This window comes from Lentzea rhizosphaerae (genome assembly GCF_042649515.1).
Classification (GTDB): Bacteria; Actinomycetota; Actinomycetes; order Mycobacteriales; family Pseudonocardiaceae; genus Lentzea; species Lentzea aerocolonigenes.
Genome location: NZ_JBHRZI010000045.1, coordinates 13,625 through 38,202, shown reverse-complemented (window position 1 = coordinate 38,202; position 24,578 = coordinate 13,625). Strand labels below are relative to the sequence as shown.

General features: G+C 65.9%; 22 protein-coding genes. 12 read left to right on the top strand and 10 right to left on the bottom strand.

Features of this window, described 5'->3' with window-relative positions:
- Positions 1–11 precede the first annotated feature (11 nt).
- The 7 genes from ACFOWZ_RS41615 to ACFOWZ_RS41585 all read left to right on the top strand — a co-directional run bounded on the left by ACFOWZ_RS41615 (position 12) and on the right by ACFOWZ_RS41585 (position 7,303).
- Positions 12–416, top strand: coding sequence for a hypothetical protein (locus ACFOWZ_RS41615; RefSeq protein ID WP_382379502.1), 405 nt, complete (start codon positions 12–14; stop codon positions 414–416).
- 35 nt (positions 417–451) lie between these two features.
- Positions 452–3,049, top strand: coding sequence for a BTAD domain-containing putative transcriptional regulator (locus ACFOWZ_RS41610; RefSeq protein ID WP_382379501.1), 2,598 nt, complete (start codon positions 452–454; stop codon positions 3,047–3,049).
- Between the two features lie 59 nt (positions 3,050–3,108).
- Positions 3,109–3,477, top strand: coding sequence for a DUF6355 family natural product biosynthesis protein (locus ACFOWZ_RS41605; protein ID WP_382379500.1), 369 nt, complete (start codon positions 3,109–3,111; stop codon positions 3,475–3,477).
- Positions 3,478–4,136: 659 nt separating this feature from the next.
- The gene (locus ACFOWZ_RS41600; RefSeq protein ID WP_382379499.1) at positions 4,137–4,739 is read left to right on the top strand and encodes a hypothetical protein; all 603 of its coding nucleotides are present in this window, start codon (positions 4,137–4,139) and stop codon (positions 4,737–4,739) included.
- 56 nt (positions 4,740–4,795) lie between these two features.
- Positions 4,796–5,245 carry a hypothetical protein gene (locus ACFOWZ_RS41595; protein WP_382379498.1) on the top strand — a complete coding sequence of 150 codons (450 nt, stop codon included), beginning with the start codon at positions 4,796–4,798 and terminating at the stop codon, positions 5,243–5,245.
- A 353-nt stretch (positions 5,246–5,598) separates the two neighbouring features.
- Positions 5,599–6,408, top strand: coding sequence for an N-6 DNA methylase (locus tag ACFOWZ_RS41590; RefSeq protein WP_382379497.1), 810 nt, complete (start codon positions 5,599–5,601; stop codon positions 6,406–6,408).
- A gap of 82 nt (positions 6,409–6,490) precedes the next feature.
- The gene (locus tag ACFOWZ_RS41585; RefSeq protein ID WP_382379496.1) at positions 6,491–7,303 is read left to right on the top strand and encodes a hypothetical protein; all 813 of its coding nucleotides are present in this window, start codon (positions 6,491–6,493) and stop codon (positions 7,301–7,303) included.
- 46 nt (positions 7,304–7,349) lie between these two features.
- On the opposite strand, the gene ACFOWZ_RS41580 is transcribed toward ACFOWZ_RS41585, so the two are convergent.
- The 9 genes from ACFOWZ_RS41580 to ACFOWZ_RS41540 all read right to left on the bottom strand — a co-directional run bounded on the left by ACFOWZ_RS41580 (position 7,350) and on the right by ACFOWZ_RS41540 (position 18,368).
- Positions 7,350–8,303: a C40 family peptidase gene (locus tag ACFOWZ_RS41580; RefSeq protein ID WP_382379495.1), complete on the bottom strand. Its 954-nt coding sequence runs from the start codon at positions 8,301–8,303 to the stop codon at positions 7,350–7,352.
- Between the two features lie 3 nt (positions 8,304–8,306).
- Positions 8,307–9,335 carry a replication-relaxation family protein gene (locus tag ACFOWZ_RS41575; RefSeq protein ID WP_382379494.1) on the bottom strand — a complete coding sequence of 343 codons (1,029 nt, stop codon included), beginning with the start codon at positions 9,333–9,335 and terminating at the stop codon, positions 8,307–8,309.
- 14 nt (positions 9,336–9,349) lie between these two features.
- Positions 9,350–11,833, bottom strand: a complete 2,484-nt coding sequence (locus tag ACFOWZ_RS41570) for a type IV secretory system conjugative DNA transfer family protein (RefSeq protein WP_382379493.1) — start codon at positions 11,831–11,833, stop codon at positions 9,350–9,352.
- A gap of 9 nt (positions 11,834–11,842) precedes the next feature.
- A complete protein-coding gene (locus tag ACFOWZ_RS41565; protein ID WP_449280291.1) occupies positions 11,843–12,601 on the bottom strand; it encodes a GP88 family protein in 759 nt (252 codons plus the stop codon).
- 10 nt (positions 12,602–12,611) lie between these two features.
- On the bottom strand, positions 12,612–14,423 hold the full coding sequence (locus ACFOWZ_RS41560) for a VirB4 family type IV secretion system protein (RefSeq protein WP_382379491.1): 1,812 nt from the start codon (positions 14,421–14,423) through the stop codon (positions 12,612–12,614).
- Complete coding sequence (locus ACFOWZ_RS41555) at positions 14,423–15,418, bottom strand: PrgI family protein (protein ID WP_382379490.1); 996 nt, start codon at positions 15,416–15,418, stop codon at positions 14,423–14,425. Before ACFOWZ_RS41555 ends, ACFOWZ_RS41560 begins: the two co-directional genes overlap by 1 nt.
- Positions 15,415–16,974 carry a hypothetical protein gene (locus ACFOWZ_RS41550; protein ID WP_382379489.1) on the bottom strand — a complete coding sequence of 520 codons (1,560 nt, stop codon included), beginning with the start codon at positions 16,972–16,974 and terminating at the stop codon, positions 15,415–15,417. The genes ACFOWZ_RS41555 and ACFOWZ_RS41550 overlap by 4 nt, the downstream gene beginning before the upstream one ends.
- Positions 16,975–17,148: 174 nt before the next feature.
- The gene (locus tag ACFOWZ_RS41545) at positions 17,149–17,517 is read right to left on the bottom strand and encodes a pilin (protein WP_382379488.1); all 369 of its coding nucleotides are present in this window, start codon (positions 17,515–17,517) and stop codon (positions 17,149–17,151) included.
- Positions 17,508–18,368, bottom strand: a complete 861-nt coding sequence (locus ACFOWZ_RS41540; protein WP_382379487.1) for a hypothetical protein — start codon at positions 18,366–18,368, stop codon at positions 17,508–17,510. Before ACFOWZ_RS41540 ends, ACFOWZ_RS41545 begins: the two co-directional genes overlap by 10 nt.
- Positions 18,369–18,880: 512 nt before the next feature.
- On the opposite strand from ACFOWZ_RS41540, the gene ACFOWZ_RS41535 reads away from it, so the two are divergent.
- From ACFOWZ_RS41535 to ACFOWZ_RS41520, 4 genes are read left to right on the top strand one after another with little or no spacing between them, the layout of a single operon-like run.
- Positions 18,881–19,498: a hypothetical protein gene (locus ACFOWZ_RS41535; protein WP_382379486.1), complete on the top strand. Its 618-nt coding sequence runs from the start codon at positions 18,881–18,883 to the stop codon at positions 19,496–19,498.
- Positions 19,495–20,322, top strand: a complete 828-nt coding sequence (locus tag ACFOWZ_RS41530; RefSeq protein ID WP_382379485.1) for a DNA methyltransferase — start codon at positions 19,495–19,497, stop codon at positions 20,320–20,322. The genes ACFOWZ_RS41535 and ACFOWZ_RS41530 overlap by 4 nt, the downstream gene beginning before the upstream one ends.
- Entirely contained in the window at positions 20,319–21,092 is a 774-nt protein-coding gene (locus tag ACFOWZ_RS41525) for a recombinase family protein (RefSeq protein WP_382379484.1), read from the top strand. Before ACFOWZ_RS41530 ends, ACFOWZ_RS41525 begins: the two co-directional genes overlap by 4 nt.
- Entirely contained in the window at positions 21,082–22,038 is a 957-nt protein-coding gene (locus ACFOWZ_RS41520; protein ID WP_382379483.1) for a tyrosine-type recombinase/integrase, read from the top strand. The genes ACFOWZ_RS41525 and ACFOWZ_RS41520 overlap by 11 nt, the downstream gene beginning before the upstream one ends.
- 342 nt (positions 22,039–22,380) lie before the next feature.
- Here the strand turns inward: ACFOWZ_RS41520 and ACFOWZ_RS41515 are convergent, their stop codons facing one another.
- Positions 22,381–23,079, bottom strand: coding sequence for a hypothetical protein (locus ACFOWZ_RS41515; protein WP_382379482.1), 699 nt, complete (start codon positions 23,077–23,079; stop codon positions 22,381–22,383).
- 265 nt (positions 23,080–23,344) lie between these two features.
- Here ACFOWZ_RS41515 and ACFOWZ_RS41510 point away from each other — a divergent pair, with 265 nt between their 5' ends.
- Entirely contained in the window at positions 23,345–24,340 is a 996-nt protein-coding gene (locus tag ACFOWZ_RS41510) for a hypothetical protein (protein WP_382379481.1), read from the top strand.
- Positions 24,341–24,578 lie beyond the last annotated feature (238 nt).

Genomic DNA, 24,578 nt, shown 5'->3' with positions numbered 1-24,578 from the left:
GAAATTCGGAGATGACGACGATCGACGACATCGCACGCCGCGTTGAGGAAGCTGACTCGGCTCGCAGTGCACGACGGACCAAAGCCGCCCAGCTCGTTGGTGAACTCGCGCATGAACGCGTCGCAGTGGTTCAACGACTTGCAGACATCGATCAGCAGATCGGTGATGCCATCGCCGAGAACGGTGACGTGATCGCGGTGGACGAGCTGGCCAGGTTCACTGGCGTATCAGCTGCTGATCTGGCTCAGATCCTCGACTCGCGCAAGCAGTCCCGCGGAAGGCGCAGGAAGGGCGGCGCCGGTTTCCCACCGGGCCGGAGGGGACGTGATCGGACCGCGGATATTCCGGAGCCACAAAAGCACGTCGACTCCACAGCAGAAGATTCCTTTGCTGTGAAGGAAACAGGCACGCCATGACCGGGACAGGTTGCCTGTCGGGCAGCGTTGGGGCGGTGCGAGGTCTGCTGGCCCTCGGTGTGCTGTCGGCGTTGATGGCGGGTCTTCCCTGGGGGCTGGTGCACTTCGTTGGCTGGCCGCTTCCTGACCATGTGCCGACCTGGGACGAGGTCCAGGTGTCGCTGCTCAGTCCGATGGGCGGCCAGTTCTTCATCGACGCGCTGGCGATCGTCTGCTGGATCGCATGGTTCGTCTTCGTCTTGTCCGTGCTGCGCTCCGTTGTCGACGTCGCGCGCGGAATCGCTTGGACACCATTTCAAACGCGCGGACCGTTCCACGCGCTCACAGCCACTCTCATCGGTGCCGTGGTGCTGACCCTGCTGAGCAACCGAGCCTTCGCTATACCAGCAGCTGGTGACCATGCGCACGAGCCGACTGTCGCCGCTGTGGTTGCGCCCCTGACTCCTGGCGTCACGGAACAACGTGATGTCTCGCCTCCAACCCTGGAGTTGGCGGTGGACCACGCAGCACCAGCCCCGCCCGGTCTCGTGCGGGTTGTCGATGAAGTCCGCCTACCGCACAACGGGATTTACGACAGCTTGTGGCGGATCGCGGAACGGATCTACGGACCGGGCGGTGGTGACCGCTGGCCTGAGCTCTACCAGCTCAACCGTGGCGTTGAGCAGATGGATGGTCGGTCCCTCACGAACCCCGACCTCGTGCGATCGGGCTGGAAGATCGCCGCCTACGTTCCGGAGCCAGCGGAAGAGCCACCGCCGAGTGAAATGCCGGCCACGCCGTCCAGCTCAGTCACGGATCCTGCCCCGTCCGAGGAAGCGGCCGAGCCTCGCGGAGAACTGGGCGAACCAGGGCTGAGCCTACTGACCGGTGCATACGTAAGCCTCGGTCTTGCGGGAGCGATCTCGGCCGCCGTCGTGGCGATGCAGATACGGCGCAGGCGCCGGTACCGGATCGGCAGCGGCAAGCGGTCCGACCTTCATCGCCCGGTTGCTCCCGTGGTTCAGGCGTTGCGTGCTGGGCACGAGACCATGCGAGACCGGCAGAGCGATAGCACCGAGTTCGTCCACTTCGGCCCGCGCCGACCGAATGTTCGGTTGATCGCGGAAGGTGTGCTGGAGCCGAGCAAGCCGTCACGGCTACCTGCGGCGGCGGGAACGAGACGCGGGCGCGAGTTCGCTGTGGACCTCGCCAGCACTCGCGGCCTCGGCTTGTCCGGGCCTGGCGCCACTGCGGCGGCGCGAGCGCTCCTCCTGCACCTGGTCACCGCGCAAGAGACGGACGCAACCTGTCGCGTGCTCGTGCCGGCTGACGATCTCCACCTGGTCTTCGGTGAGGTAGAGGCCCAGAGCCTGCCACACACCGTCGAGGTCGTTGCCTCGCTGGACGCCGCGCTCGACGAGATGGAGGCGCTCCTGCTCACCCGTGCCCGGCAAGCCCTCGACGGGCTTTTGAGGGCATCGGACGCCGTCGTCCTCGTTGCTCGCTCCGTCGGACACACCGAGCGCCGGCTACAAGCTGTGCTCGACAACGGATCTGCTTTCGGCCTTGCCGGCATTCTTCTGGGGCAATGGCGTCCAGGCGCGACGGTCGTCGTTCGGGTCGACGGAACGGTAAGCGCGACCAGCCCTGGCCTTGGAGACGAACTCTCCGGGGCGAGGCTGTTCAACCTGCCCGCCGCCGACGCCGCGGACCTTCTCGCCGTCCTCCGCGAGGCTGAAGTTCGAAGGGGGCCTGAGGGCGTCGACGACGATGTCCGTTCGATACCGGACGCAAGGCTTCCCAAGCCGCGAGCGAGCGCCGTTCCCGATGCTGCACCTGCGGGTTCGGCACCCGCTGCGGTGTCATCTCGCCTGACCGTGAAGGTCTTCGGTCGCTTTCAACTTGTGCTCGCGCCGACTGACTCCGAGGGTGTCGATCTCAGCGACCTGCTCACCCCGAAGCAGCGCGAAGTGCTGGTGCACCTAGCGCTACATCCGCAGGGTGTCCGGCGTGAGGTCCTGAACGAGGCGGTGTGGCCCGGCAGCAGGCCGCCGCGGCCCTACAACTCATTCCACAACACGTTGTCAGTGCTTCGGCGTGTGGTCGCCGATGCCACCGGCGGCTCCCTGGCGAACTTCGTCTTGAACAGCGATGGCCGCTACCAACTGAACCGCGAACTCGCCGAGGTGGACTTCTGGAAGCTTCAACAGCTGCTTGGGAACGCAGGGACGGCCGGTGCCGACCGGAAGTCATGCCTGCAGCGTGCTGTTGACCTCTACGAGGGAGATCTCGCTGAAGACGTCCTCTCGCCATGGATCGAGCCGTTCCGCGAGTCTGCGCGGCGCGACGTGCTGGACGCACTCAGTGCGTTGATCAACGAGCACGGCGATGCGGACCCGCAGAAGGTGCTCGTCCTGCTTGAGCGGGCACGCCAACTCGATCCGTACAACGAGGACGTCTACCGCCAGATCATGAGCACCCAGGCTCAGCTCGGACAGCTCGCCGCCGTTCCTCGAACGCTCACCCTGCTGACCGCCACGCTCGGCGAAATCGACGAAGAGCCGAGCCCTGCCACGTGCGACCTCGCCGAGTTCCTGCAGGACCGCAGTGGGCCGCAGGTCGCTTCCTCCGGCCGCACAGCAGCAGCGTCGTGAGCTGCGGCCGGCCTCCGGGTTTCCAGCTGTATCAACCAATTCCGAGATTGGAGCCATTCATGAACCGACGACTCGCTAGCGTGCTCAGCGCCGCGGCCATGCTGGTCGCCGCCGCTGCTGCCAGCACTCCGAACGCCGCCGCGGCCACGAGAATCTGGCCGCCGCCGGGCTGCGGCTTCGTTCCCCTGCCTCAACCCGTAGGAGAACTCACCGCCCGCTACTTCCACTGCGGCGGCAACTTCATCCTCATCAAATTCCACTGGGATACAGGAAATACTGGAACATCGTGTGTGCCACCCTGGTACCAAGTTCCCTTTTATCGTGACGGCGCACACGTGATCGTCAACGCCTACTACGTCTCCACTCCGCCGAATCTCAGCGGGTCACCCGGTGGGGAATGGTGCTCGTTGTCGCAACCTAGGGTCTGATGGATATACTGCGTGCGGACCAAGATAGGCCACGCGACACTGTAGACCTTTCGGGTGCTCATGTCTTTTGTGGAAGAACTCCGGTCTGATCGCAGGTCGACGTACACGTTTTTCTTGATTTTGTTGTATGCGGTGCTTTCGTGGCTTGGCTGCGGAAGCGCCGCATCTTTGGATCGCCCCTGAAGGGTCCGTGTCACGTTCCTGGCCAGGCGCCCTCTAGGGAAGAAGCCCTTTGGTCGCGCAAATCTGCTGGTCAGCAGTAGTGTGGTGGCTACCTGTGTGACGCCCGACTCGGTAGCCGGCAGGCAGTTGAGCAGTCGACCGACGCGACGATGGTCCACACCTCCGCTCTAACGGCGGGTGGCCGGTCTTGATGTCAGAAAGCTCAGTAATGACGCCTTCTCTATTTAGCTGAATTTAGTGTGATAAGTCATCTGGTCTGGCATGTTTACTGGTCTATCAGTGTCTCGTCCTGGCTTGAATGTCTGAATCCTGGCACATTCTGATCACTTGTGAAGCGCTAAAGAATCATGGAAAGGGCCGCAGGAATCCATTGTGCTCCGATTGGTTTGATGCTATCTTTGATGTATCGCGAGATGGGTTCGCACCCCGTATGTCTCGCAACCACACAAACCCAATAACCGCCAGGAGTGGTCGTCATGGCTGATGTCATGGTCACCGCGTGGAGCAACGGCGATGGTTGGCTCAGCGTTGATACCGCTGAGTGGATTGCCGAGCGCGCGGAACTCTGCGAAGAGCTCACGAACGAGCTGCGCGAGTGGATGGATGAGAGAGGGCATCGGGACCCGACAGCACGTGTGCTGGTGCTCTGGGCAAAGGAGCGAACCGGGGAAGACCCGATCGGCCTCTACGGTGATGGGCTGTTCTGGGCGCACAACACCTGCAACGTGGAGAACATCCTCTCGGATGATCTCGGCTTCCTGGTGTTCTCGGCCGGCGGTGAGCTGGGCGACCTGATGGTGACGATGAGCGGTGACGGGGGCCTCTACGGCCAACCCGAGGTTTACCGCGACACCACCACCGACACGGCCTACTGGGCGGACTATGCGCACGCGGTCGGTTGCTGCGCAAACGGCCATCAGTGGGAGACCTGCGACGGTTACCGGCTGCACTGCGTCAACGGTGGCCTCTTCGACGGCGCCCCGACGATCAGCGGTCAAGCGCGAGTGCCCTTCGGTGATCGCGAGCGCGCCTACATCGCATGCCCGCAGTGTCGTAAGTCGCTCCGCTTCACGGCCTGAGTAGCCGACTTCCCAACCCTCGTTCTTCCCTCAGCGTGAGGTGTGCCATGTCCGCCATGCTCTCTGTCGATCAGGACCAACTGCGGTTCGTCGAGGACGACTCGGTGACTGTCTCCCTTGAATTCCCATGGGAAACGGACTCCGGCTACCACTGCACTCGGTGCGGTGAGGACATCGTCGAGACGGCCAGCGGCTACGAAACCGAGTCCGGAGAGGCGACGTGCTCCCCGGACGGTGACGAGCCAACCGCGCACGTACCGGAACGAGCTCCGTTGTCGTGGGTGAACTCCGCGACGATCGACGCGGACGAGGTCGACGACTCCGTCACCGTGTCGATCAGCGTCGGTGACCCGCGTGGAGCGTTCTGTTTCACCGTGCGACGAGTGCCGGACGACGCGGGCGGTGATCTTGCGGGCCGCCTGGTGTTGCACGTCCCGCACCCCGGCGAGTCCAGTCCGCACAGGAAGCTGACGATGCTGCATCCTGGCGCGTTCGTCGTCGGCTGACCTCGGCTGAGCGGCGCTCCAAGGTCTCGCAGTCTTCGGAGCGCCGTTCGCCCCCACTATGCGGAAGTGCCGACGGACGGCGCGTCACCGCTGCATGCGGCACGAACGCGGAGTTCAGAACGGGGCTACGCTACGGATGCCCTCCTGTTCGCAGGCGGGTTTGTGTGGTGGCCGGCGGGGGTGCGACACCTCCACCGTGAGGTGCCCCGTCGGCCCGCACCGGCCTTCTCCAGCGTGCCGCTCCTAGATGCGCAACTCGACCTTTCGGCCCGTTTGCGGCCCGGAGCGCTGTCATGTGTTCACAAAAGCAATCGCAGGCTGGGCGTGTGCCCACAGATCCGCACCAACACGCAGTGAAGATCGCAGAAGCCGTTGACGAGACCTGGCACCGTGTCCACGGCTCAGGACGACTCGAAGTCCCTGTTTCAGTTGTCGGCGCGCTGGCGTTCCTGGCTCCGCCGGACGACGAGCGCGACGACGTGGTGAGTTACCTCCTTTCGTTGTCAGCTGGCGACTTCTCCGACTTCGCTCGTATGCAGTGGGCGATCTTCGTCAAGGCCAGACCAGATCTCGTCAACCGAGCATGGCCGCTGATCTCGTTGTGGCACAGCGAATGGAGTCTCGACGATCAAGCGGTCTCGGCAGCCAAGAGTGTGGCGGATGCCGCACTACGCGCGGGACAACTCCACCTCACAGGAACTGACCGGCGACGTGAGACGGACTTGTTCGGCGCCCTGCTCGAAGTGCTCCGCTCGCGCACCGCGAAGAGCGCGCGCGGGCAGTTCTACACACCGGCGTGCGTCGCCGAGGTGATGGCACGCATGGTCGGTGTGCCGAGTGAAGGCGAGCGCGTACTTGAACCGACGGCGGGTACGGGCGCCCTCCTTCGTGCTGCGGCTGAAGCCATGCGTGAGCTCGACCGCGATCCCTCCACCGTGGAGTGGTGGGCGGTTGACGTGGACGGGCTCGCGGTGGCATGCCTCGCAGTCAACGCGGTGTTGTGGGGTCTCGGGAACAAGGTCGTGCTCGGCGTCGGCAACGGCCTGACCGACGAGTGGATGCCGCGTGCTCTCGCCGAACGCCGCGAGCCTATGGAACTCGCGAGAGCAATTCGTTGCATGGCCGACCTGATTCGGATCACCGAACGGCCCGCTGGCGGATGACCGCGCACGTACTTCATCAACCTCCCATTTGTCCTTGTCCGCGCGGTAGGCGCGCGACACAACCAAGTTGAGGTGACCGATCATGGCTATTGAAGATCTGACCACTGCGAACCCAACCGAGATCGACGCCGAACTCGATCGTCTGAACACTGAGCGCGCAAAGGCGGAGCACGCCGTCCGCATGCTCACGAAGCGTCGCCAGGACTGGCTGGAAGCCCACGCGGCCGATCTCGCGGCTGGCCTGGAGCCCCAGATCGAGAGCGCTTCTCAGACCGTCATGGAGTGCAAGGTGGCTGCCGGGCCGCTGGAGGACGAGTTCGACCGCCGAGGCGGATGGACTCGCGCATGGCTCGTCCTCAACGCCGGCGGCCATGTGCACCGCACCATGGAGTGCAGGACTTGTTTCGACACCACGAAGTTCGCTTGGCTGACACACCTGTCTGGGCATGATGAAACGGAAATCGTCGAGCTGGCAGGCAAAACCGCGTGTACCGAGTGCTACCCGAGCGCGCCTGTGGAAGTGCGCAACCGGCCCAGCCAGATCAAGACCCCGGAGCAGCTCGCGCGGATCGCGGAGAAGGCCGAGCGCGCGAAGGCCAGGGCCGCTAAGGCGATCACGGCGCCTGATGGAACCCCGCTGCGCACCAGGCATGGCGGAGCGATCGCGACCGAGTTCTCTGCTCGCCGTTCCTACGCAGAACTCCTCAGCTATGCCAGGCACCTGGCCAAGCGGAACGTGGCGTACCACCGCGACACGATCGCTGAATACCAGGAGGACGCAAGGCTCATCTTGGTTGCGCTCGCCGCGAAGCACGGCCGGACCGAGGACGACCTGCGGGAGGAGCTGGCGCCGAAGGTCGAGGCCAGGTGGCAGCGGGAGCACAGCAAGTGGTGACGAGATGAGCTCGGCTGCGGATCGACGTCACCGGGTGCGGGTGAAGCTAGAGACCTGCATCGGTGGCGTTGGTCGGGCGGGACGCCGCGAGATAGTCGTCGCCATCCCATCGGTAAACGCTGATCTGAACGGGTTGGCCGAACGTCGGCGCGTGGACCATCTTGCCCGCGCCGATGTAGAGGCCTACGTGATGGACCTTGTCAGGCGTGCCGTAGAGGACCAGGTCGGCGGGCATGAGTGGCTGGCCAGGTGGAACGAGCGGCCCAGCGTCGTATTGAGCCTGAGTATGGCGGGGAATCCGAATGCCTGCGGCGGCGTAGGCGGCCGTGGTGAGGCCTGAGCAGTCCCAGCCCGTCTCGCCGTTTCCTCCCCACACGTACGGTTCGCCGAGCTGCTCGCAGGCGAACTTGATCGCGATGGTGGCGGCCCGGTTCGGCGCCTGAACGTCGTTGCAGTCGCCGGTACCGACCAACGCGTCGCTGTACTTTCTCGCCTGTTCGAGCACGTCGTTCACGTACCAGTCCGCGTGGTTGTAGGCGAAGATCGCCTTGCGCAGGTCCTTCTGCGCTCCGGAGTCGCACAGGTAGTGAGCAGCGGCGTAGATGGCGTCGTGCTTGTTCCAGGGCGAGGGTGGGTTGTTGCCTCCGGGCGGGAGCGGGTGCCGCTTGACGACCGCGTCGAACGTGAGCTGAAGAAATTGCATCGGTCCGCGGGCACCCGCGAAGTTCTCGGTTCCGTCGGCGACGCCGGGCAGGGTGCTGCGGCCGTGGTTGCTCTCGATCTTGCCGATGGCTGCGAGGATCGACCAGCCGAGGCCTGGACATGCAGGGGCCGCCGCTCGGTAGAGGGCAAGGTAGTCGGGCGGGATGTCGGCGAGCGCTTCTGTGCTTGGTTGGGTGCTGCTGGCGCCGAAGAAGGCCTTCACGACGGCTTGTCCGATGCCACCGAGGATCATCGGAAGGGCGATGACAGCAGCTGCTGCGGCGAGGGCGATCTTCACCTGTCACCTCCGGAATTGGCTGGCGGTTGGTGCAGGTGGAAGGGGATCGGGCAGGGCGAGTTCTTGCCGGGCGAGGACCGTCGGCGTTGCGGCGCCAGGTGGCTCTGCGTACGGCCACAGCTGAGCGAGCTCGGCGAGACGAAGCCGGCCGGGGCGTCGCGACGCCGACTCGACGACCGGCAACCACCGTGCAGCCGCCGGGGTGCTCTCGCCGACCACGCTTGTCGTCTGGGCGGTGCTAGTCGCGATCGGTACCAGCGTTGGCCGATCCAGCCCTGACAAGACCGTCGCGAGTGCTTTCCGGGCGCTGGCCTCTCGTCGGTTCGTGGGCAGCCACACCAGGACGGGCGTTGTGATCCCGGTGGCCAGAGCAAGCTTTTCGTAGCCGTGGAGCTTGCTCGCGAGCGTGGCGAGGTCTTCGGTGCCGAAGTCGAACTCCAGGAAGAACTCGATCTGGTGCCCGTTCTCGCGCCACCGACCGTAAGCGTCGGGGCGGACCATGTCGCCAAACAGGCGCTTGCAGCGCATTTCTGACCACCACGCCGTCAGGCGGCCGTGAGCGCCTGATTGCCGGCTCAGTGCGACCAAACTCGTGAAGATGCCGTTCGTCCCGACGGTGTGGGCCAGCCGCAGTGAGTGGGCGACGCCGATGGCGTCCTCGTGACGGTAGCCGAGTGCCTTCGGATCGATGCCGTCCTCGTACGCCAGGGCGACGGCACCGGCGATGTCGAGCACGTAGTGCATAGGCGCGGTGCCGAGGCCGACGAACGGCTGGAACCGGTCGACGACCCGCCACTTGAACAGGTCGAGCAACCGGTGATTGGCCGCGCGCACGCTCGGATAGCCGAGCTCGACGATCTGGTGGGTCGTGAAGACCTTGTGCTCGTACAGCATCCGGGCCAACCACCGGTCCCGGAGGGTGAGTCGGCTAGCGAGCCGTGCGTGATGCTCCCCTGTAGTTGCCGCTCGCGGGGTAGGGCGTTTCGGCATGTGGCCGCGCAACGCTCGCTGAGGAGTCGGATTGGTGATCACAGGTACGCCTTTCCCTAGGCGGCGCGACGGGGATCGGTGACAGGCGGCGCGGAATGGTCAGCGCCGTTGTCAGAAGAACGTGGGCGGGTGTTGACCTTGGCCGCTTTTCGGATCGCCTTTGCGCGACCAGGTATCGCGGGCGGCAGCTTCTCGGTGATCGCGGTGAAGGGAGGCGCCTCCTCGCCGCCGAGAACGAGCCGGGCGGCGATGTGGAAGACGCCGAGGTTGGACAGGTCGTGATCGCTCAACCGAGGCATGGTGTGCCGGGCCAAGCGCTTGGCGTCCTCCGGTGAGGCGTTGAAGAAGATCTTCGACCTGGCGTTCGTGCTGATGCCTTCTTCCAGCTCTTTCGGAAGCTGGCCGAGGTACTGGTGCGCCAGCGTCATGGACAGCCGGTAGCCACGTGCCTCGGCCAGCATGTCTTCGAGCGGGTAGGCGAGGTTGAGGAAGTTGTGGCACTCGTCGATGTACAAGCTGCAATCGCGGCGCTGACGCTGAGGGACACGAGCTCGCCGGGTGGCCGCCTGCCAGGTGCGTGCCACGACGATCGAGCCGACGAGCCTCGCGGTCTCCATGCCGAGCGCGTCGCGAGCGATGCGTACGAGGCAGATACCGCCGGTGTTAAGTACATCGTCGATGTCCACTGTGGATTCACCGCCTGCGATGGCGGCGCGGACGAACGGACGCAACAGGAAGCCGCGAACCTTGTTCATCAGCGGTGCGATCACCTGTGCTCGGCTGGCTTCGGACAGGTCGTCGTACCAGGTCCAGAACCCCTTCAGGACCTCGTCGCCGATCTGGTCGCAGGCCATCCGGCGGAAGGAGGGCACGGTCAGCAGTTTCGGTAGATCGGCCAGGGTTTGCGTGCCCCGCATCGCGGTCAAGGTCAGCAGTCCGGCACGGAGGATGTCGTCCGTGCGCGGGCCCCATGAGGAGGCGTAGATCCGGGAGAAGATGCTGACCAGGTTGTCGACCGCGCGAGCCTTGTCCTCGCCTTCCAACGGATTCAGCACGGGTGGCCGGGAGTGCGAGTCGGCGTCGAACAGAACGACCTTTTCACCCAGCTCTTCGGGCAGGCGCATCAGGATGTCCGTGATCAGGTCGCCCTTGGGATCGATGACGACCACGCCACGGCCGGCTTCCGCGTCCGCCAGAATCAAGCGGGCCATCAGCTCGGACTTGCCTGAGCCGGTGGCACCAAGGATGTGCAGGTGATGCCGGGCGTCAGCGACGTGCAGGCCGACTGGGCGCGAGTGGCCCGAGTCGGACCGTCCCAGAGGCTTGACCTGGTCACCAGCAGTTGCGATGCCTGGCGGAGGTGGGACTGCTTTCGCGCCTGCTCGCTGGAGTCCTGGCGTGGCGTCGTCGATCGGCAGATGCGCGATCGCGGCCAGCTCTGAAACCGACAGCAGGTCACCCTTGCCGAGTCTGCGCTCGGCCAGCATGGCTACGGGATCACGGCCGAGCCGGACCCGGCGGTAGTAGTTGTGCTCGGAGTAAGCGGCGAACGCTGAGGCGATGGCGTGACCGCGCCCGCGGAGAACTTCCCGCACTGCACGAATCTCGCTGGCACTGGAGTTCTCGGCGACGGTGGTGGCCACGGCGTACCGGATGCGGGTCTCGAACGGGTTCGCCCGTAGTTTCTGCACGACAGCGCGGTCCTGGGCCGCATGTTCCAGAGTGGACTGCCGATCCAGTCCTCGCTGGTGTCCGAACGACGACCGCTTCGAGGTGCTGCCCGGTGTTACGAGGTCGAGCAATCGCCCAACGAGGTGGACGGATCCGCCGGTATGCACGCGCCTTGCTGCCCTGCGAGCTTTCGCGACCCGGTGCCCGGCGACCGGACGAGCGAGGATCTGCACACAGGCTCGTTCGTGTGGGCCGAGCCCGACCGGAGCACCGAGCATCGCGCGGATCGGATCGGCTAGATGCTCGGTGCGAATCGGCAGCGCCTCCGACCTCGCGAGCCGCAGCTCGCCACCGACAGCTTCGACGCGCTGGCCCGCAGGTGGGGTGATCGGAATCGGAGGCTTGGCCGTAGTGGTGCGCGTGTGTGCACCGGGCCAGGCGGCTTCGATTGCGCGCTCGACCATGCCGGGCGGCACCACGCCGGGAACCCAAAGGGCGATCTGGACGCCGTCGTCGGTGAAGGTCAGCTCGAAGGTGACGTGCGGCTGCCCGGCGAAGCGGCGCAGCCAGCCTGGTCGCAGCAGCCCGACCAGGTTCGACCAGACCGTGATAGCTCCTGCCGGGTCAACGGTTGGAGGAGCGAGCACGGTGATCAGCCGTGCGTTGGCCATCAAGCGCTGGTGGTGCCGTCGGAGCCACCAACGTCGTGCCACCACGACAGCGCAGAGCAAACCTGCGAGCCAGGGTCCGAGGATCGGGCCCCATGTGAGGGCGGCGTCGCGGAGGCGGTCCAACAGCCTGTGGATCGCTCCGAGCGGATCGCGCAGGTAGTCGCCAACCGGTGAAGCGACCAGCAGAACGGGGTACATGGAGCCTCCTCAGGCTGCCTGCGCTGGCGGACGGGTGTTGTCGGCGACGAGCCTCAGGCGGCGACGAGACGTCCGTTCGGCATCGACTTCGGCCTGCCACTCGGAGAACCGGCGGCCTGCCAACCTCTTGAGGTAGAAGGGAATGCGGTTCGCAGGGACACCCACCAGCCGTGGACCGAGCACTGCGAGCAGGTCGCTTGCCTCCTGCGACGTCCACCCGGCCGCCGCGATGGCTTCCTCGTCGGGAAAGACGTCGGCGACGCGGTCAACAGCCGGGTCAAGCGCGGCGTCCTGCGTGCCGCCGTACGAGTACACCCACAGGAAGTTCGGCGGCGGGTCCGGTTCGACGAGCACGCGGAATCGCGCGATCTCCTTGGTATAGGCGTAGAAGTTCGTGTCCGGGAGCGCCCTGCAGATGTCTAGCCACGCCTGTAGGTAGAGGTCGGAGAAGAAGTCGCCGGAGTCGTGGATCCGGATCCAGCCGCCACGGAACTTGGGCGCGCTGAGTTCCGCGAGCATCGCCGACTGCCAGCCGGGCAGGTCGTCCACGACGTACATCAGGTTGGCCTCGTGCTTGGCGCGCACGATGGGCCAGGTGTACGTGCCGTGGCGGGCGTAGCAGACCTGCGCGCAGATCCCTGCGCTTGGACAGGTGTTGTAGGTGCGGCCATCGGGCAGTCGACCTGCCCACGCCGGGAGGGACCAGTTCCACACGCCGATCTGGCGCATCTCGCGGTTCTGGGTGAGCAGTCGAGCGGACATGAGCATCCCCAGGTGGCTAGGCGGCGTCGAGGTCGACGAAGGAGTTCTCGAGGTCAGGCGATGCCTCGGCGTACTCGGCGAGCTCCGCCGGGTCCGACGTGACGAGGTGGTGCTCCACCGGCGAGGCGATGGACTGGAACGCCACCCGCTGTGTTCCGGTGCTCAGCAGCCCTTGACCGCGATCGGCGGAGAGCAGGAACTGGCGTTCGCCCATAGAGAGGTCGAACGTGCGGGTGATCTCGTCGATCGCCTGGGAAGCCTGGCGCAGCAGGATCTGCGTTGCGGCGTTGGCGACGACCGCCTTGCCGAGGTCGGTGCCCAGCACGTCGGCGGTGTCCTGGGTTGCCACCGTGAGGCCGGCCCACTGCTTGCGCGACGCCTTGGCCATGCGGACCAGGAACTCGGCGCCGGCGGGTTGCTTCATCAGTAGCCACGCCTCGTCGACCACGACCAGTCGCGGCTTGCGGATCGCCGGGTTGGAGACCTGTCGCCACACCGCGTCCAGCGTCAGCAGGGTGCCGATCGGCTTGAGCTCGTCGGCGAGATCCCGCAGCGAGAAGACGACGAGGTGTCCTTCAGGACGCGTTGTGGTGGGGCCGGAGAACAATCCGGAGAACGCACCTGTGATGTACGGGTGCAGCCGTGCGGCGAGGTCGACGCCGACGGGATCGTCGCCGTTCGCCAAGGTGTCGGCGAGGTCGGCGAGAAGGGGTGCTGGCCGGGTCCAGGTGCGCGAATCAGAAGTGATTCCAGCGCGTTGGTAGGTCGACGCGACGGCCTTGTCCAGCACTGCGCGTTCGGACGCGGTGAGCTCGCTGTCGAGGAGCACCGAGATAACGGTGTGCAGGAACAGGCTCCGGCGGATGAGCGCGTCTCGAGGTGCGGTGCGTCGGCCGTCCGGCCGGGTGTGGACCGGCAGGTCCATCGGGTTGAGCCGGACATGCTCGGCACCGAGCTGCACGTACGTACCGCCGACTGCGTCCGCGAGCCGGGCGTACTCGTCCTCGGGGTCGATGACGTGCACCTCGATGCCGCGATACAACGACCGCAGCAGTTCGAGTTTCACGAGGTACGACTTGCCTGCACCAGAACGTCCGAGGATCACGGAGTTGTGGTTGTCCAATGCGAACCGGTCGTGGTGCACGAGTCCCTGGCTTCCGATGTTGAAGCCATACAGCACGCCGCTCGGCGCACCGACCGAAGTCGGGTCCGGTGGTGGCAGATCAGGTGAAGTGAATGGGAACGCCGACGACAGAGCACTGGTGTCGAAGGTGCGGCGCATGCCGACCAGGTCCAGCCCCATGGGCAGGCTCGTGACCCAGCCTTGCAAGCTGCGGTAGGTCGTCGGCTTGCAGTCCAGGAGCAACGACGCTGCGAGCGACCGGACTGCCGCCACCTCGTCGCCGAGCGCGTCCTCGGTCGCCGCGTGCACAGTCAGATAGAGACCGAACCGGTAGAGCTTGCCCTCGCCGCGGGCGACTCGTGCCGCCATGTCGTAGGCGTCTTCGGTCGCCGCCTCGACCTGAGGATCGAGCAACCGGCCTTTCTCGCTGGTGTGCCGACGCCCGGACTCCAGTTTGGACAGCTGCTTCTTGAGCCTGTCGGCGGCGGTGACGGGGTCGACAGGCTCGATGTGCAGCGAGACGTCGACCCGACCGGGATAGGTGAGCAGCGGCTGGAGCCAACCTGGGTGAACCTCACGCGGGTAGCCGACGACGGCAAACGACGCGACCCACTCGCCGCCAACCTCCAGGGCACGGGGATGGACAGACAGGGCGTCCGGCGTGAACGAGCTGGAGCTGCTGCGGCACTTGGCTTTGGTCTTCATCAGGTCCACCTCGGCCCAAGGTCGTCGTCCCAGCCCACGTCCGGAACGCTCGTGATGACTTCGTCCGAACCCGCGAGACCGGAGTTCGGCGGGAGGAAGCTGTCGGGATTGCACGCCGCGGCGAGCACCGCGGTGGCTTGTCCGGCGTCCAGCGGAGTGACCACAATCCCCGACGGCGAGAGCAGCTCGACCGCTTCACCGAGCCTGCGCGTCAGCCTCGCTTCAGCGGCTCGACGGGCGCCGTCGTCGGCCTGATTGGCTGTGACCAGCGGTTCGCGCAGGACCAGAAGGACCTGGCGGCGCAGCAGTTCGGTCGCGCGGCCGAGCTGGTCGAGGTACTCGGCGTGCTCGCGCGCGGCCTGTTCCAGAGCGGGATGCGGCAAGCCGCCGGCCTGGTCCCGGAGCTCGGCGATCTGCCCGGACAGGTCCAGTCGCTCGGCACGCACCAGCACCTGAACTGGAGCGGTCAGCGAATGCAGGTACCGACCGAACGACGCGACGAGCGACTCCTGCTCGGCCGCTGTGCGGAGGCTGAAGTTGACGGTCGAGCAGACCGCGACGACGGCAGCACCGTCCTTGCCGAGGTCGATGACGCCGGTGTCGGTGACCGCCTCGGCAGGCAGCCGGAGTTCGGCGGGCTGAGCAGCAGACTGCCGCTCGTCCGACACGTGATCCAGCCACTCGGGCACCCGCAGAACGCCTTCGGGAGCGGACACCCGAAACCGCGGGCTCAACCGTTGCCGCAGGGCCGCCAGCACCAACCGGTCCAGCGAGATGCCGTCGCGTTGTCCCAGTGCGAGAAACGCCGATGCAATTCCGATCGGAACCGCGACGACCAGGAAGACCGCGAGAGGAACGAGTCCGCGGGTCAACGTGTACGTCCCGTACAACACCACCCCGGTGACAACCAGGATGAGCAGCTGGCGTGCGGTCAGCGGGCCGATCACTCGGTCCTCACGGTCGACGTCGGCGGGAATCCTCACGGGATGGCTCACTTCGTCTCACCTCCAGATGCTGGTTTCGGCGCGCGGAACAGCGGAGGCGGAACGGAGTGGACGCGCTGACGGGCGTCGCCGATCCGCGGTTCCTGCCGTGCCTGCTGGAACACGGGCGCGGCCGGAGCAGACGTTTGCGGGCGTGGCGGCGTCTGCGGTGCGGGAGCGAGTGGTGGCTGGAACCGAAGTTGCGTCGGCACCGATGCCACCCGGATTGGGCGTGCCGGCGGCGGAGCGGCACCGCGTCGGCGTGGACCTCCAGCGGCCTGGAGCAGCGGTTGCGATCCCGGCCGCGGGCCTCGTCGCGGCCCGGTTGCTACACGTTCAGGCGCCGAGCTGAACTCCGGCGTCGTCGGCCCTGCAGCTGCGGGCACTACCGCGGGTTCATGAACGGTTTGCTGAGGCTGCGGCTGCAGGAACTTCGGTTGCTGGGACGGCACCCGTGTCTGACGGGCAGCGCGTAGCCGCTCCGCGTCGTATGCCTCCTTGAGGCGTTTGGTGACCGCTTCAGGTGTAGAGGGGAAACGAGGTTGAGGTGACCACGGCGGATCTGCCGCCGATGCACGTGCTGTTCCGGTCGAGCGCTTCGCGGCGTGAGCAGCAACGCCCGCGAAACGTCCACCACCGACCAACGCCATGGCTTTACCGAAGACGAACGCACGCGCCAGGCCGCCGAGGAACGAACGGCCGCCACCGCCGACTTTGACTTGCTGCATCACCCAGGTGGGAATCTTGACCAGGATCCACACCAGTGCGATGAGGACGATCAGGTTGACGATGCCGTCGGAGCTCGGCCTGCCGAAGAAGTTGAAGCCGCCTGGGTGCAAGAAGACCTTTAGCGCGCAGATGAGCGTGAGACTTTGCCCGACCTGTATGCCGAGCACGCCTGCTCCAGCGCGCCAGAACCAGTGGGCCACGCCTTCGGTCTGAGGCAGTCCGTGACACATCAGGGCCAGAGGTGCACCTGCAATCAGAAGGACCGTGAGCCCGACTCGGACGACATAGCCGATCAGCAGGCCGATCAACAGGATCGCCAGAGCGAGCGACAGCAGTCCGGCGAAGAGCCCACCATCCACCAACGACGTGGCCACCAGCGCCACGAGCAATTCGGACAGCGCTCGCCCGGCGCTCTCCGGATCCAACCCGTCCCCGAGCACCGCCAACGAGGCGGCGTTGGCGAACCTGATGGCCTGATCGGCGAGCAACAGGCTGAGGTTCGCCGCGAGAAAGCCGACCACGACTCGTGGCGCGATCTCGCGGATCGAGTGTCGCGTCTGGACGCTCTGGTGACTCATCACCAGGATCCCGGCGACCAACACCAACAGCGAGTACACGGCGACCACGAACAGCCGCGACTGCTCCCAGATCTCGCCGATGCGGGGCAACTGGTCGAGCGTCGGCGTGGACAGCAAGGTGTCGCCGAGCAGCCGCAGCAACCAGTTGAGCGACTCGCCGACCAACACGTTCACGAACGAGCTGAAGCCATCGCGCACGCACGCGGTCAGGTCGGTGATGCCACATTCGGAGTCGGCCTTTGCCGTTTGCGGCACGTTCACAGTCGGCGGCGGAGACGCCGTGGACGGTGGTGATGGTTGCGGCGACGGGGGAGCGCTCGGCTGCGCAACGGCGGTGGCCGTCGCGAGGCCGAGCAACACGGCGACGATGCTGAGCAACAAGGCCACACGCCAGCGCCGCGGCCGGAACGTGGGCGGGGTGCCGGCGGCCATCGCTCAGGCCCCCACGATCCCTTTGAGGATCTCCACGACGAGCGGCGCGAGCGCAGCCAATCCGTAGCCCCAAGCCGCGGACTTGAAGCACTCCTTGGCCTTCTCCTGTTCGCCGGGATCGCCGCCACCGACGACGCGTCGGACCCCACCGATGGTCAGGAACACGGTCGCGAGGCCCGCGAGAATGCCCATGATCCAGTTGCGGATGTTGTTGAGGACGTCGCTGACGGACCCGGCAAGGGCGACAGCCGAGGTGTCTGCGTGAGCCGCCGAGGCTGACGCGAGCAGCGCGATGGCGAGGAGTTGGACGAGCAGTACGCGCGCCCGTCGGTGCGAGCGTGTCGGCGCGGTGGATCGTTCGATCAGGCGCATCGGGGCACCTCCGAAGACGGGGCTGAACGCGGGTCTGTCCCGCAGCCCTGAACTCCGGATTTCGCGTCCGGTTTGGACACGCGCGCCGCGGACTTCTCGTCCGCTTCGGTCTCGGTGCCGTCATCACGCAGGTACGCGACGAGCCGGACTTCGGCGCGCTTGCGGGCCTTGTAGACCGCCCACTCGCTCATCTCGTGCGCCGCTGCCCAGTCGCGGACGGACACCTCTTCCAGCCGGGTCGCACCGATGAGCGCGGCTTCGGTCTGAGTCAGGACTCCGTCGCGAACGGCGCGGGCGAGGACGAGGTCCGGGTGTCCCCAAGGCGCGTGTGGTGGAGCGGAACGGAACCCCTGCGCGACCGGAATCGGACTTGCTAGCGCTTCGGTGACCGCGTCGTACCCGGACCGGTAAGCCGCCCAGCGGAGTCGCAGCATGATTCGTGGCGGATACAGGTCGATGGTCGCCAGCGCGGCGAGGAAACCGCGCAGAACTTCGGCATGCACGTCAGCCGGATCGCCGGCGAACCGAGCGGACAGCGTGGCCGCGACGGAGGTCAGCGCGGGCAACGCGACCCCGACCGCGGCGACCGTCCAGGTGGCTCCTTCAACGCGGGAGCGCAGCACCAGGTGCGCCCACACCGCGTCCTTCGTCGACTGAGAACAACTGCGTGCAAGCAGGTGGTCGCGGACCTCGTCCAGCGGGAGTTGGCGGTTCGGGAGTCCCTCGAAGTCCCGACCGTCGAGCGACACCGGATGTGGACCGGTAACCAGCCAGGTGAAGGTGTCGCGGGCGATGTCCAGAGAGTTGGTCGTGTAGTCGTCGCTGCTGCGAATGACAGATTTCGGTGCCATGACGTGGCTCCTGTCGCGTCGATCTGGAAAACAACGACGCCATGACGCCACGGTCGATACCACGCAAATACCAAGGCGCTGCTAATTACTGGCTAGAAACACTCGGGGTCCCTACTAATCTTTGACCAGGTCGCTTCGGAGTCTCGCGACGAAGGTTCGGCCAGCGCTCGTGGTCAGCGCTGGCTCTGATCGTCAACCATGACCTGACCAGCTTCTTTGGTTCGCTGCTAGTTCGGTTCTAGTAGCGATGGGCCTCGGTGCGCGGCAGATGTGGGCGCCGTCCTGGTTTCGCGGAAATCTCGTCGGGTCTGGCTGTCCAAAATTGGCATGGATTGCGGAGTTAAGGCGTGTCAGAACCTGGGATCGCTCGACTAAGGAGATAGGCGATGATTTTGGCTCGCAACTCCCAAGTGCGCAGACCACCGCTACGTCGCGGTGGGCGCCCCGCTCGACCGGCGCAGCCGAACACCCTCTGGCCATGCGGCCAGGACAACTTCTGCGAAGGCACGGGCTTGCTTGCCAACTGGTTGCTGACTGCGGTCGCCAAGACCGTGACGACCTACACGCAACCGGGCCAACGCGTACTCCTGCTCCACCCAGCGCCGTACCTCGCGTTGTCGGTGACATCGGTCCGTAGCCAGCCGCAGCTGGGTCCTTACGCCGGACTCCACGAGGCGGGCTGGACCGTCGTCCGACTTGGCCGTGGCGTTCAGACGCACACGCCTGTCGCGCCCAGCGCTGAGCAACGCGATGTCGGACTGGTCGAGTCTGAACCCGGACCGGACCGCTACGACCTCGTACTCGCCGCGGCCGATCCGATCGCGCTCGGCTGGTTCCGTCCGTCCGGCTGGGCCGACATGCTCACGCCTGCCGGAACCCTGGCCGTCATCACGCGCGGCGCTCGCTCCGGTGGTCGCTTCATCGACCCCGCGGAGCGGTTGGTGCGCGCCGCACACGATGCAGGACTGCGCTACCGCGACAGGATCGCGCTGCTGCGCGTACCTCTTCGCGAGGTGCTCCACGCTCCTCCGGTGTCAGCACCGCACCGTCAGGTGCACGACGACCTTCTGGTGTTTGGAAGGTCCGTCGGCTCGGCCCGCAAGGCGGAGTCGGAAGGTGTCAGCCGATGAACGACGGCGCAACCTCTGTTTGGCCGACCGGGCAGCGCAGCACCCGTGCACAGCTGCGTGAAGCGGGCTGTGTCCCTGGTACCGAGTTCGACCAGGAGCGGATTCCTCCCGCCGTCGCCGCTCATGCAATCGCGGCGTGGACGCGCACCGGTGACCTCGTGCTCGACCCCGACTGCGGAGCCGGCACCGTCCTGACCGAGTCGTTGCGCGCAGGCCGTCACGCGCTCGGACTCACGGTCCGCAAGCCTTGGTGGAACCTTGCCCGGGCCAACGTCACCGCCGCGAAGACAGCAGGCGCATGGTGCGACGGCTCCGTCCTCGAAGCCCGACCGAGAATGCTCGCGACCGTCCGAGCTGCCGGGCTGGTCGGACGAGTCGGACTCGTTCTGACAGCGCTCCGAACCGGGCCGGAAAGAGACCGAGTCGAGTCCGCCGTCGGAGCACTCGCTCAGACGCTGCAGTATTGCGAGCCACTGTTGCGGCCTGGCGGACACGTCGCCATCGTCGCGCGCCCGCACAGGCGCGCGGACGGATCGCTTGTCGACCTCGCAAGCCTGGTCATCACCGCCGCGACCACCGCCGGACTGGCACTGGTCGAGCGCTGCGTCGCGCTGTCCGCGGAAGTGCGCGGCAGTCGGCTGGTCGTACGCGGTTCTGGTGAGCAACGCCGAGTCGCGCATCACGAGGTGCTCGTCTTCCAGCTTGTACACGACGCCGAACTCGCCGCCGCGACGGCGGCCGGCATCCCCTGGCCGACCCAGGCCGACGTCATCCGGCCCGCCGTCAACGGCGTCGCCTACCCCGGCTGGAGGCGAGCGGCATGACCACCCGCCTTTACTGCCGCGAGTGCGGCTGGCACCCGGAGTTCCATCGCAAACACGCCGCCCTTCGCGCCGCCTCCCGCCATCAGTGCACAGGCACACCGGTTGCTGAAATCTGTCCACCGTGGTGGTCCCGCCTGTGGGCAAATCTGTGGACAACGCGGTCGGGTGTCGACACCGAAATCGGTGCGGATGACCAGACCAGTGACGGCGAACTGGTCGACGCCCGCGGCAACCGGATTCAGTGGGCCGCGCTCGCTGCGCACCACGCCGAGACCACTCGCCGCGCCCGCCAATCCATGGTCGGCATCGTCCGAGCTGGCTACCAGATCGGGCCACCGCCCTACGGCTACCGCGCCCTGCGTATCCGGGTCACCGACCCCAGCGGGCACAGCAAGCTGCGGGCGGTTCTCGTCCCGGACTGGCAGACCGCCACGGTCGTCAAACAGATCTTCATCTGGCGCGCCGACCACGGCCTGACGTTCGCCGTCATCGCCGCGCGACTCAACAGCGACCCGCGGCAGTACCCGGCACCCGTGCCCAACGGGCGGTGGACTGCCAAGGCCGTCCGGCGGATCGTCACCAACGTCAAGTACACCGGGCGCCAGGTCTGGGCACGCACCATTGCCGGCCGCCCGGCACCAGTGGAGCAGTGGGTCACCTCGGCACCGAGGGTCCACGAGCCGCTCGTCGACGAACGCACCTTCCGAGAGGCACAACCTCCGCTGGCATCGGCAAAAGACCGGCGACAGGCGGTCTGCCATGCCAGTTGAACTGGGACGACTCACAGCCGGACTGTCGCGGACATGGGCTGGCTTTCTGCGTGACTGGGATCGAACCCTGCGGTCCGGCAACTATCCGCCGACCACCCGGTACAACTACCTTCTCGCCGCTTCGCAGCTCGCCCGCTACCTGGCCGAGTGCTGTTCCGAGGTTCGCGCAGTGGATGCGGCCGACGATCCAGCAGAAGTTCGCAAGGAGCACATCGAGGCCTTCCAAGCCTGGATGGTTGAGACGAGATCAGCCGCAACAGCACTGAACAAGCACAAGGGCCTCCAGCAGTTCTTCAAGTGGCTGATGCTCGATGAGGAAGAGATCGACCGTTCGCCGATGGAGCGGGTGAAGCAGCCCAAGACGCAGAAGAAGCTGATACCCGTCATCCGCGACGATGAGACCAAGAAGGTCCTCGACACGTGTAAGGGAAAGGACTTCATCCACCTGCGCGACGAGGCGATCATCCGCCTCTACTACAACACGGGCGCGCGCCTGTCCGAGGTCGGCGATCTCCAGCTCCAAGACGTCGACCTGAACCTGGACTCGGTCCACTACCGCGGGAAAGGCGGCAAGGAACGCCGCGTGCGGTTTGGCCCGAAGACCGCACGTGCGATCAGCCGATACCTGAGGTTGCGCGAGAAGCACGTTGCCGCGGACCTGCCGAACTTGTGGTTGGCGGAGCGCGGTCGACGACCACTCGCGCCGAACGGCATCAAGATGATGGTTAAGCGTCGCGGACTTGCGGCTGGTCTCACCGGGGTACACGCGCACCGGTGGCGCCACAACTACGCCCACGAGTGGAAGAAGGCTGGCGGTGACACCGGTGACTTGATGTTGTTGCTTGGCTGGACGTCGGAGGACATGCCCCGCCACTACGGCGCCAGCGCGGCGGCTGAACGAGCACAGGACACGCAGCTGCGCCTCGGGATTGGCGAGAATGTCTGACGACCCGCACAAGCAGCCAGCACAGCCCGGTATGAGCCCCGAGCAACGCAGCCTTCGGGCGCGCATCGCAGCGCACGCATCGTGGGCGAGGACATCAGATCGTGGTGCCCGCACGTCGCGGGGAACAGAGGCCTTCCTCGAACGGTTCGAGCGTGAAGTCGACCCGGACAACGAACTGCCTGCCGAGGTACGGCGTGAGATGGCTGTGCATGCCAGAACCGCTCACATGCTGCAGTTGGCCCGGATGTCCGCAGCCGCCCGACGGCGTAAATGTCGCCGGTACGAAGGCGATGGGGCCTAGTGGGTGGTGGAGTTGATGGTGGACACGCGCGATGGAGCGCCTCAGCTCAGACCCTCGACTGTCGCGTTCTCCGGCGGCTGTTCAGCGGACTCGTCGGCTCGGATGTCGTACACGTTCGACCACTGGTCGGTCAGCGCCGATACGTCCTCGTCGGTGATGTTGATCGCGGGCTTGCGATCCTTGAGGTACAGGCCGAGTTCGCGCAGTGGCCAGACCAGACGCTCAAAGTACGACCCGAAGCGCCGGCTCGACGCAGCTGTGATCGCGTCGCGGCGCTTGAGGTACTCCTCGGTGCTGCCTCGACGGACCACCTGGATCGCCAGATCGAGATCGCCGAGGCGATCTTGGGTGCTGTCCAGGTAGCTCCCGAAGACCGTCACACGCGTGACGCTGTAGGGCTTGCTGCGGTCGGCGTTGTACGTCCGGACTCGCTCGAGGAACCCATCGAGGTGACGTTGCGCTGTCGCCCTCGTGATGGGCTTCGCGAAGCTGGCGTTGGCAAGGGCGTTGCCGCGGATCGTAGTGAACCACCAGGCGACGCCATTTCGATCGCGTTCCGCGATCTCGAGGTAGCCAGCCTCGACGAACCGCTCCAGCAGCTTCTCTGCGTCAGCTTCTCCCACTTCGAGGAGGTCGACGGCGAACTCGGTGAGCCCAGGGTTCACGCGGTAGATCCGCATCAGTTCTCGAGCCTGCTCGGCGGGAATGCCTTCGACGAGCTGATCCTTGGAAAGTCGCACCGTCTACCTGTAGCAGACGAGCGGCTCACCCTGCTGGTAATCGAACGCGTCGGATCGGCACGTGTTCGACATCCCGCCATGGACAACGTTCATGCTGTACGGTCGAAGCCAGGCATGGAGCTTGGGATCGGACCTGAGCCACCGCCGGCATCCCCATGAGGCACGGAGCGTTGGAGCGCGCCTTCGCCACCGCCTAGTTCCCTTGTGCCTCCTCGTACCTGTCGGCACGTCCCACGCTGGGCGGGTCGGCTGAAAGGGTATCTTCGTGACTATCTACTCCCAGCATCCGAACCGCGGAAAAGTGCAGATCCTGGCCACGTTTCGCGGACCGGCCGGTGTGGTGTCGTCGACTATCACGAGCGTTGAGGATGCGGCACTCGCTCGGCCGATCGTTGATGCGCTCAACCGGATCTCGGCTTGTGCCACCGTGCCCGTCAGCGTGTGGGACACCCGCGACGATCGCCACGCCCGCTACCCGCGGGAGCATCTTGCTGCGCTGACTGATCGAACGGCTCGTGCAGACCTGCTCGAGGGCGCACACAGCTTGTGGTATGAGCAGGCGAAAGCGCTTCTGCACGAGGCGTTGGCCGATCTGGACGAGGCTACGGCGGTCGTACCTCCGCCCGTTGGGAAAGCGATTGCGGCTGAGCTGGAGGCCGAGGTTCGCGGACTCGACGCCGCATGGACCGAGTACTCGGAGGGCGTGTCCGCGCCCGAGATGGAAAGCGAGCGTTGCTGGGACTTCCAGAGCCCTTTCGTGGCCTTCGAGGGCGGGGTGGAAGGACTGAGCGGTGAGGATCGTGACCGGCTGAACCGCCTGGAGCATGGCGCCACTGCCGACGAGATCAGGCAAGGGGTCGAGGACATGCGGCTCCTGCAGGACGCGTACAGGCAGACTGTCAACGACGCGATCGTGCTCCTCAGCGAATTCTCCATTACGGACGACCCTCTTGGGCCAAGTCGCTACTACCTCAACGTGGAGGCCCCTCGGCCGAACGGTGAGTACGGCCATGTTGATTGGGAGGTTGAGATCGGCCAGTGGGATGTCGACCTCGACGACCCCGAACACGAGGACAGCACCGCTCATGGCAACTCGGTCCTTCGATGCACTCGATCGACGCGGCCTGCCATTGCCGAGATCATCGAACTGCTGAACCACAGCGGCGGGCGACAGGAACAACTTGCCGCGTGGGCCAAGACTCCTGTTGGAGAGGCACTTGCCGGTACGACTTTCGTTGTGACGAAGCGCTTTGACGAGTGAGGACGTTCGGTAGGTGGGCATGGTCGTGACCAACCGGCCGGACTAGCGATCGCTGTGAAATGCGCGTGCGGGCTGCGTGCCTCGTGCCGCGGAAGCCCGTAGACGCCCTCGAACAGCTTGAGGACCAGTTGGTCCGGCGGACGAGCTGTCGCCCGAAGGCTGATGCGCGACGACGTTGCTCGCTAGAGAGCACTGTGTCGCATCGGCAAGACATCCTCCAGTAAAGAAGCGCGATGAT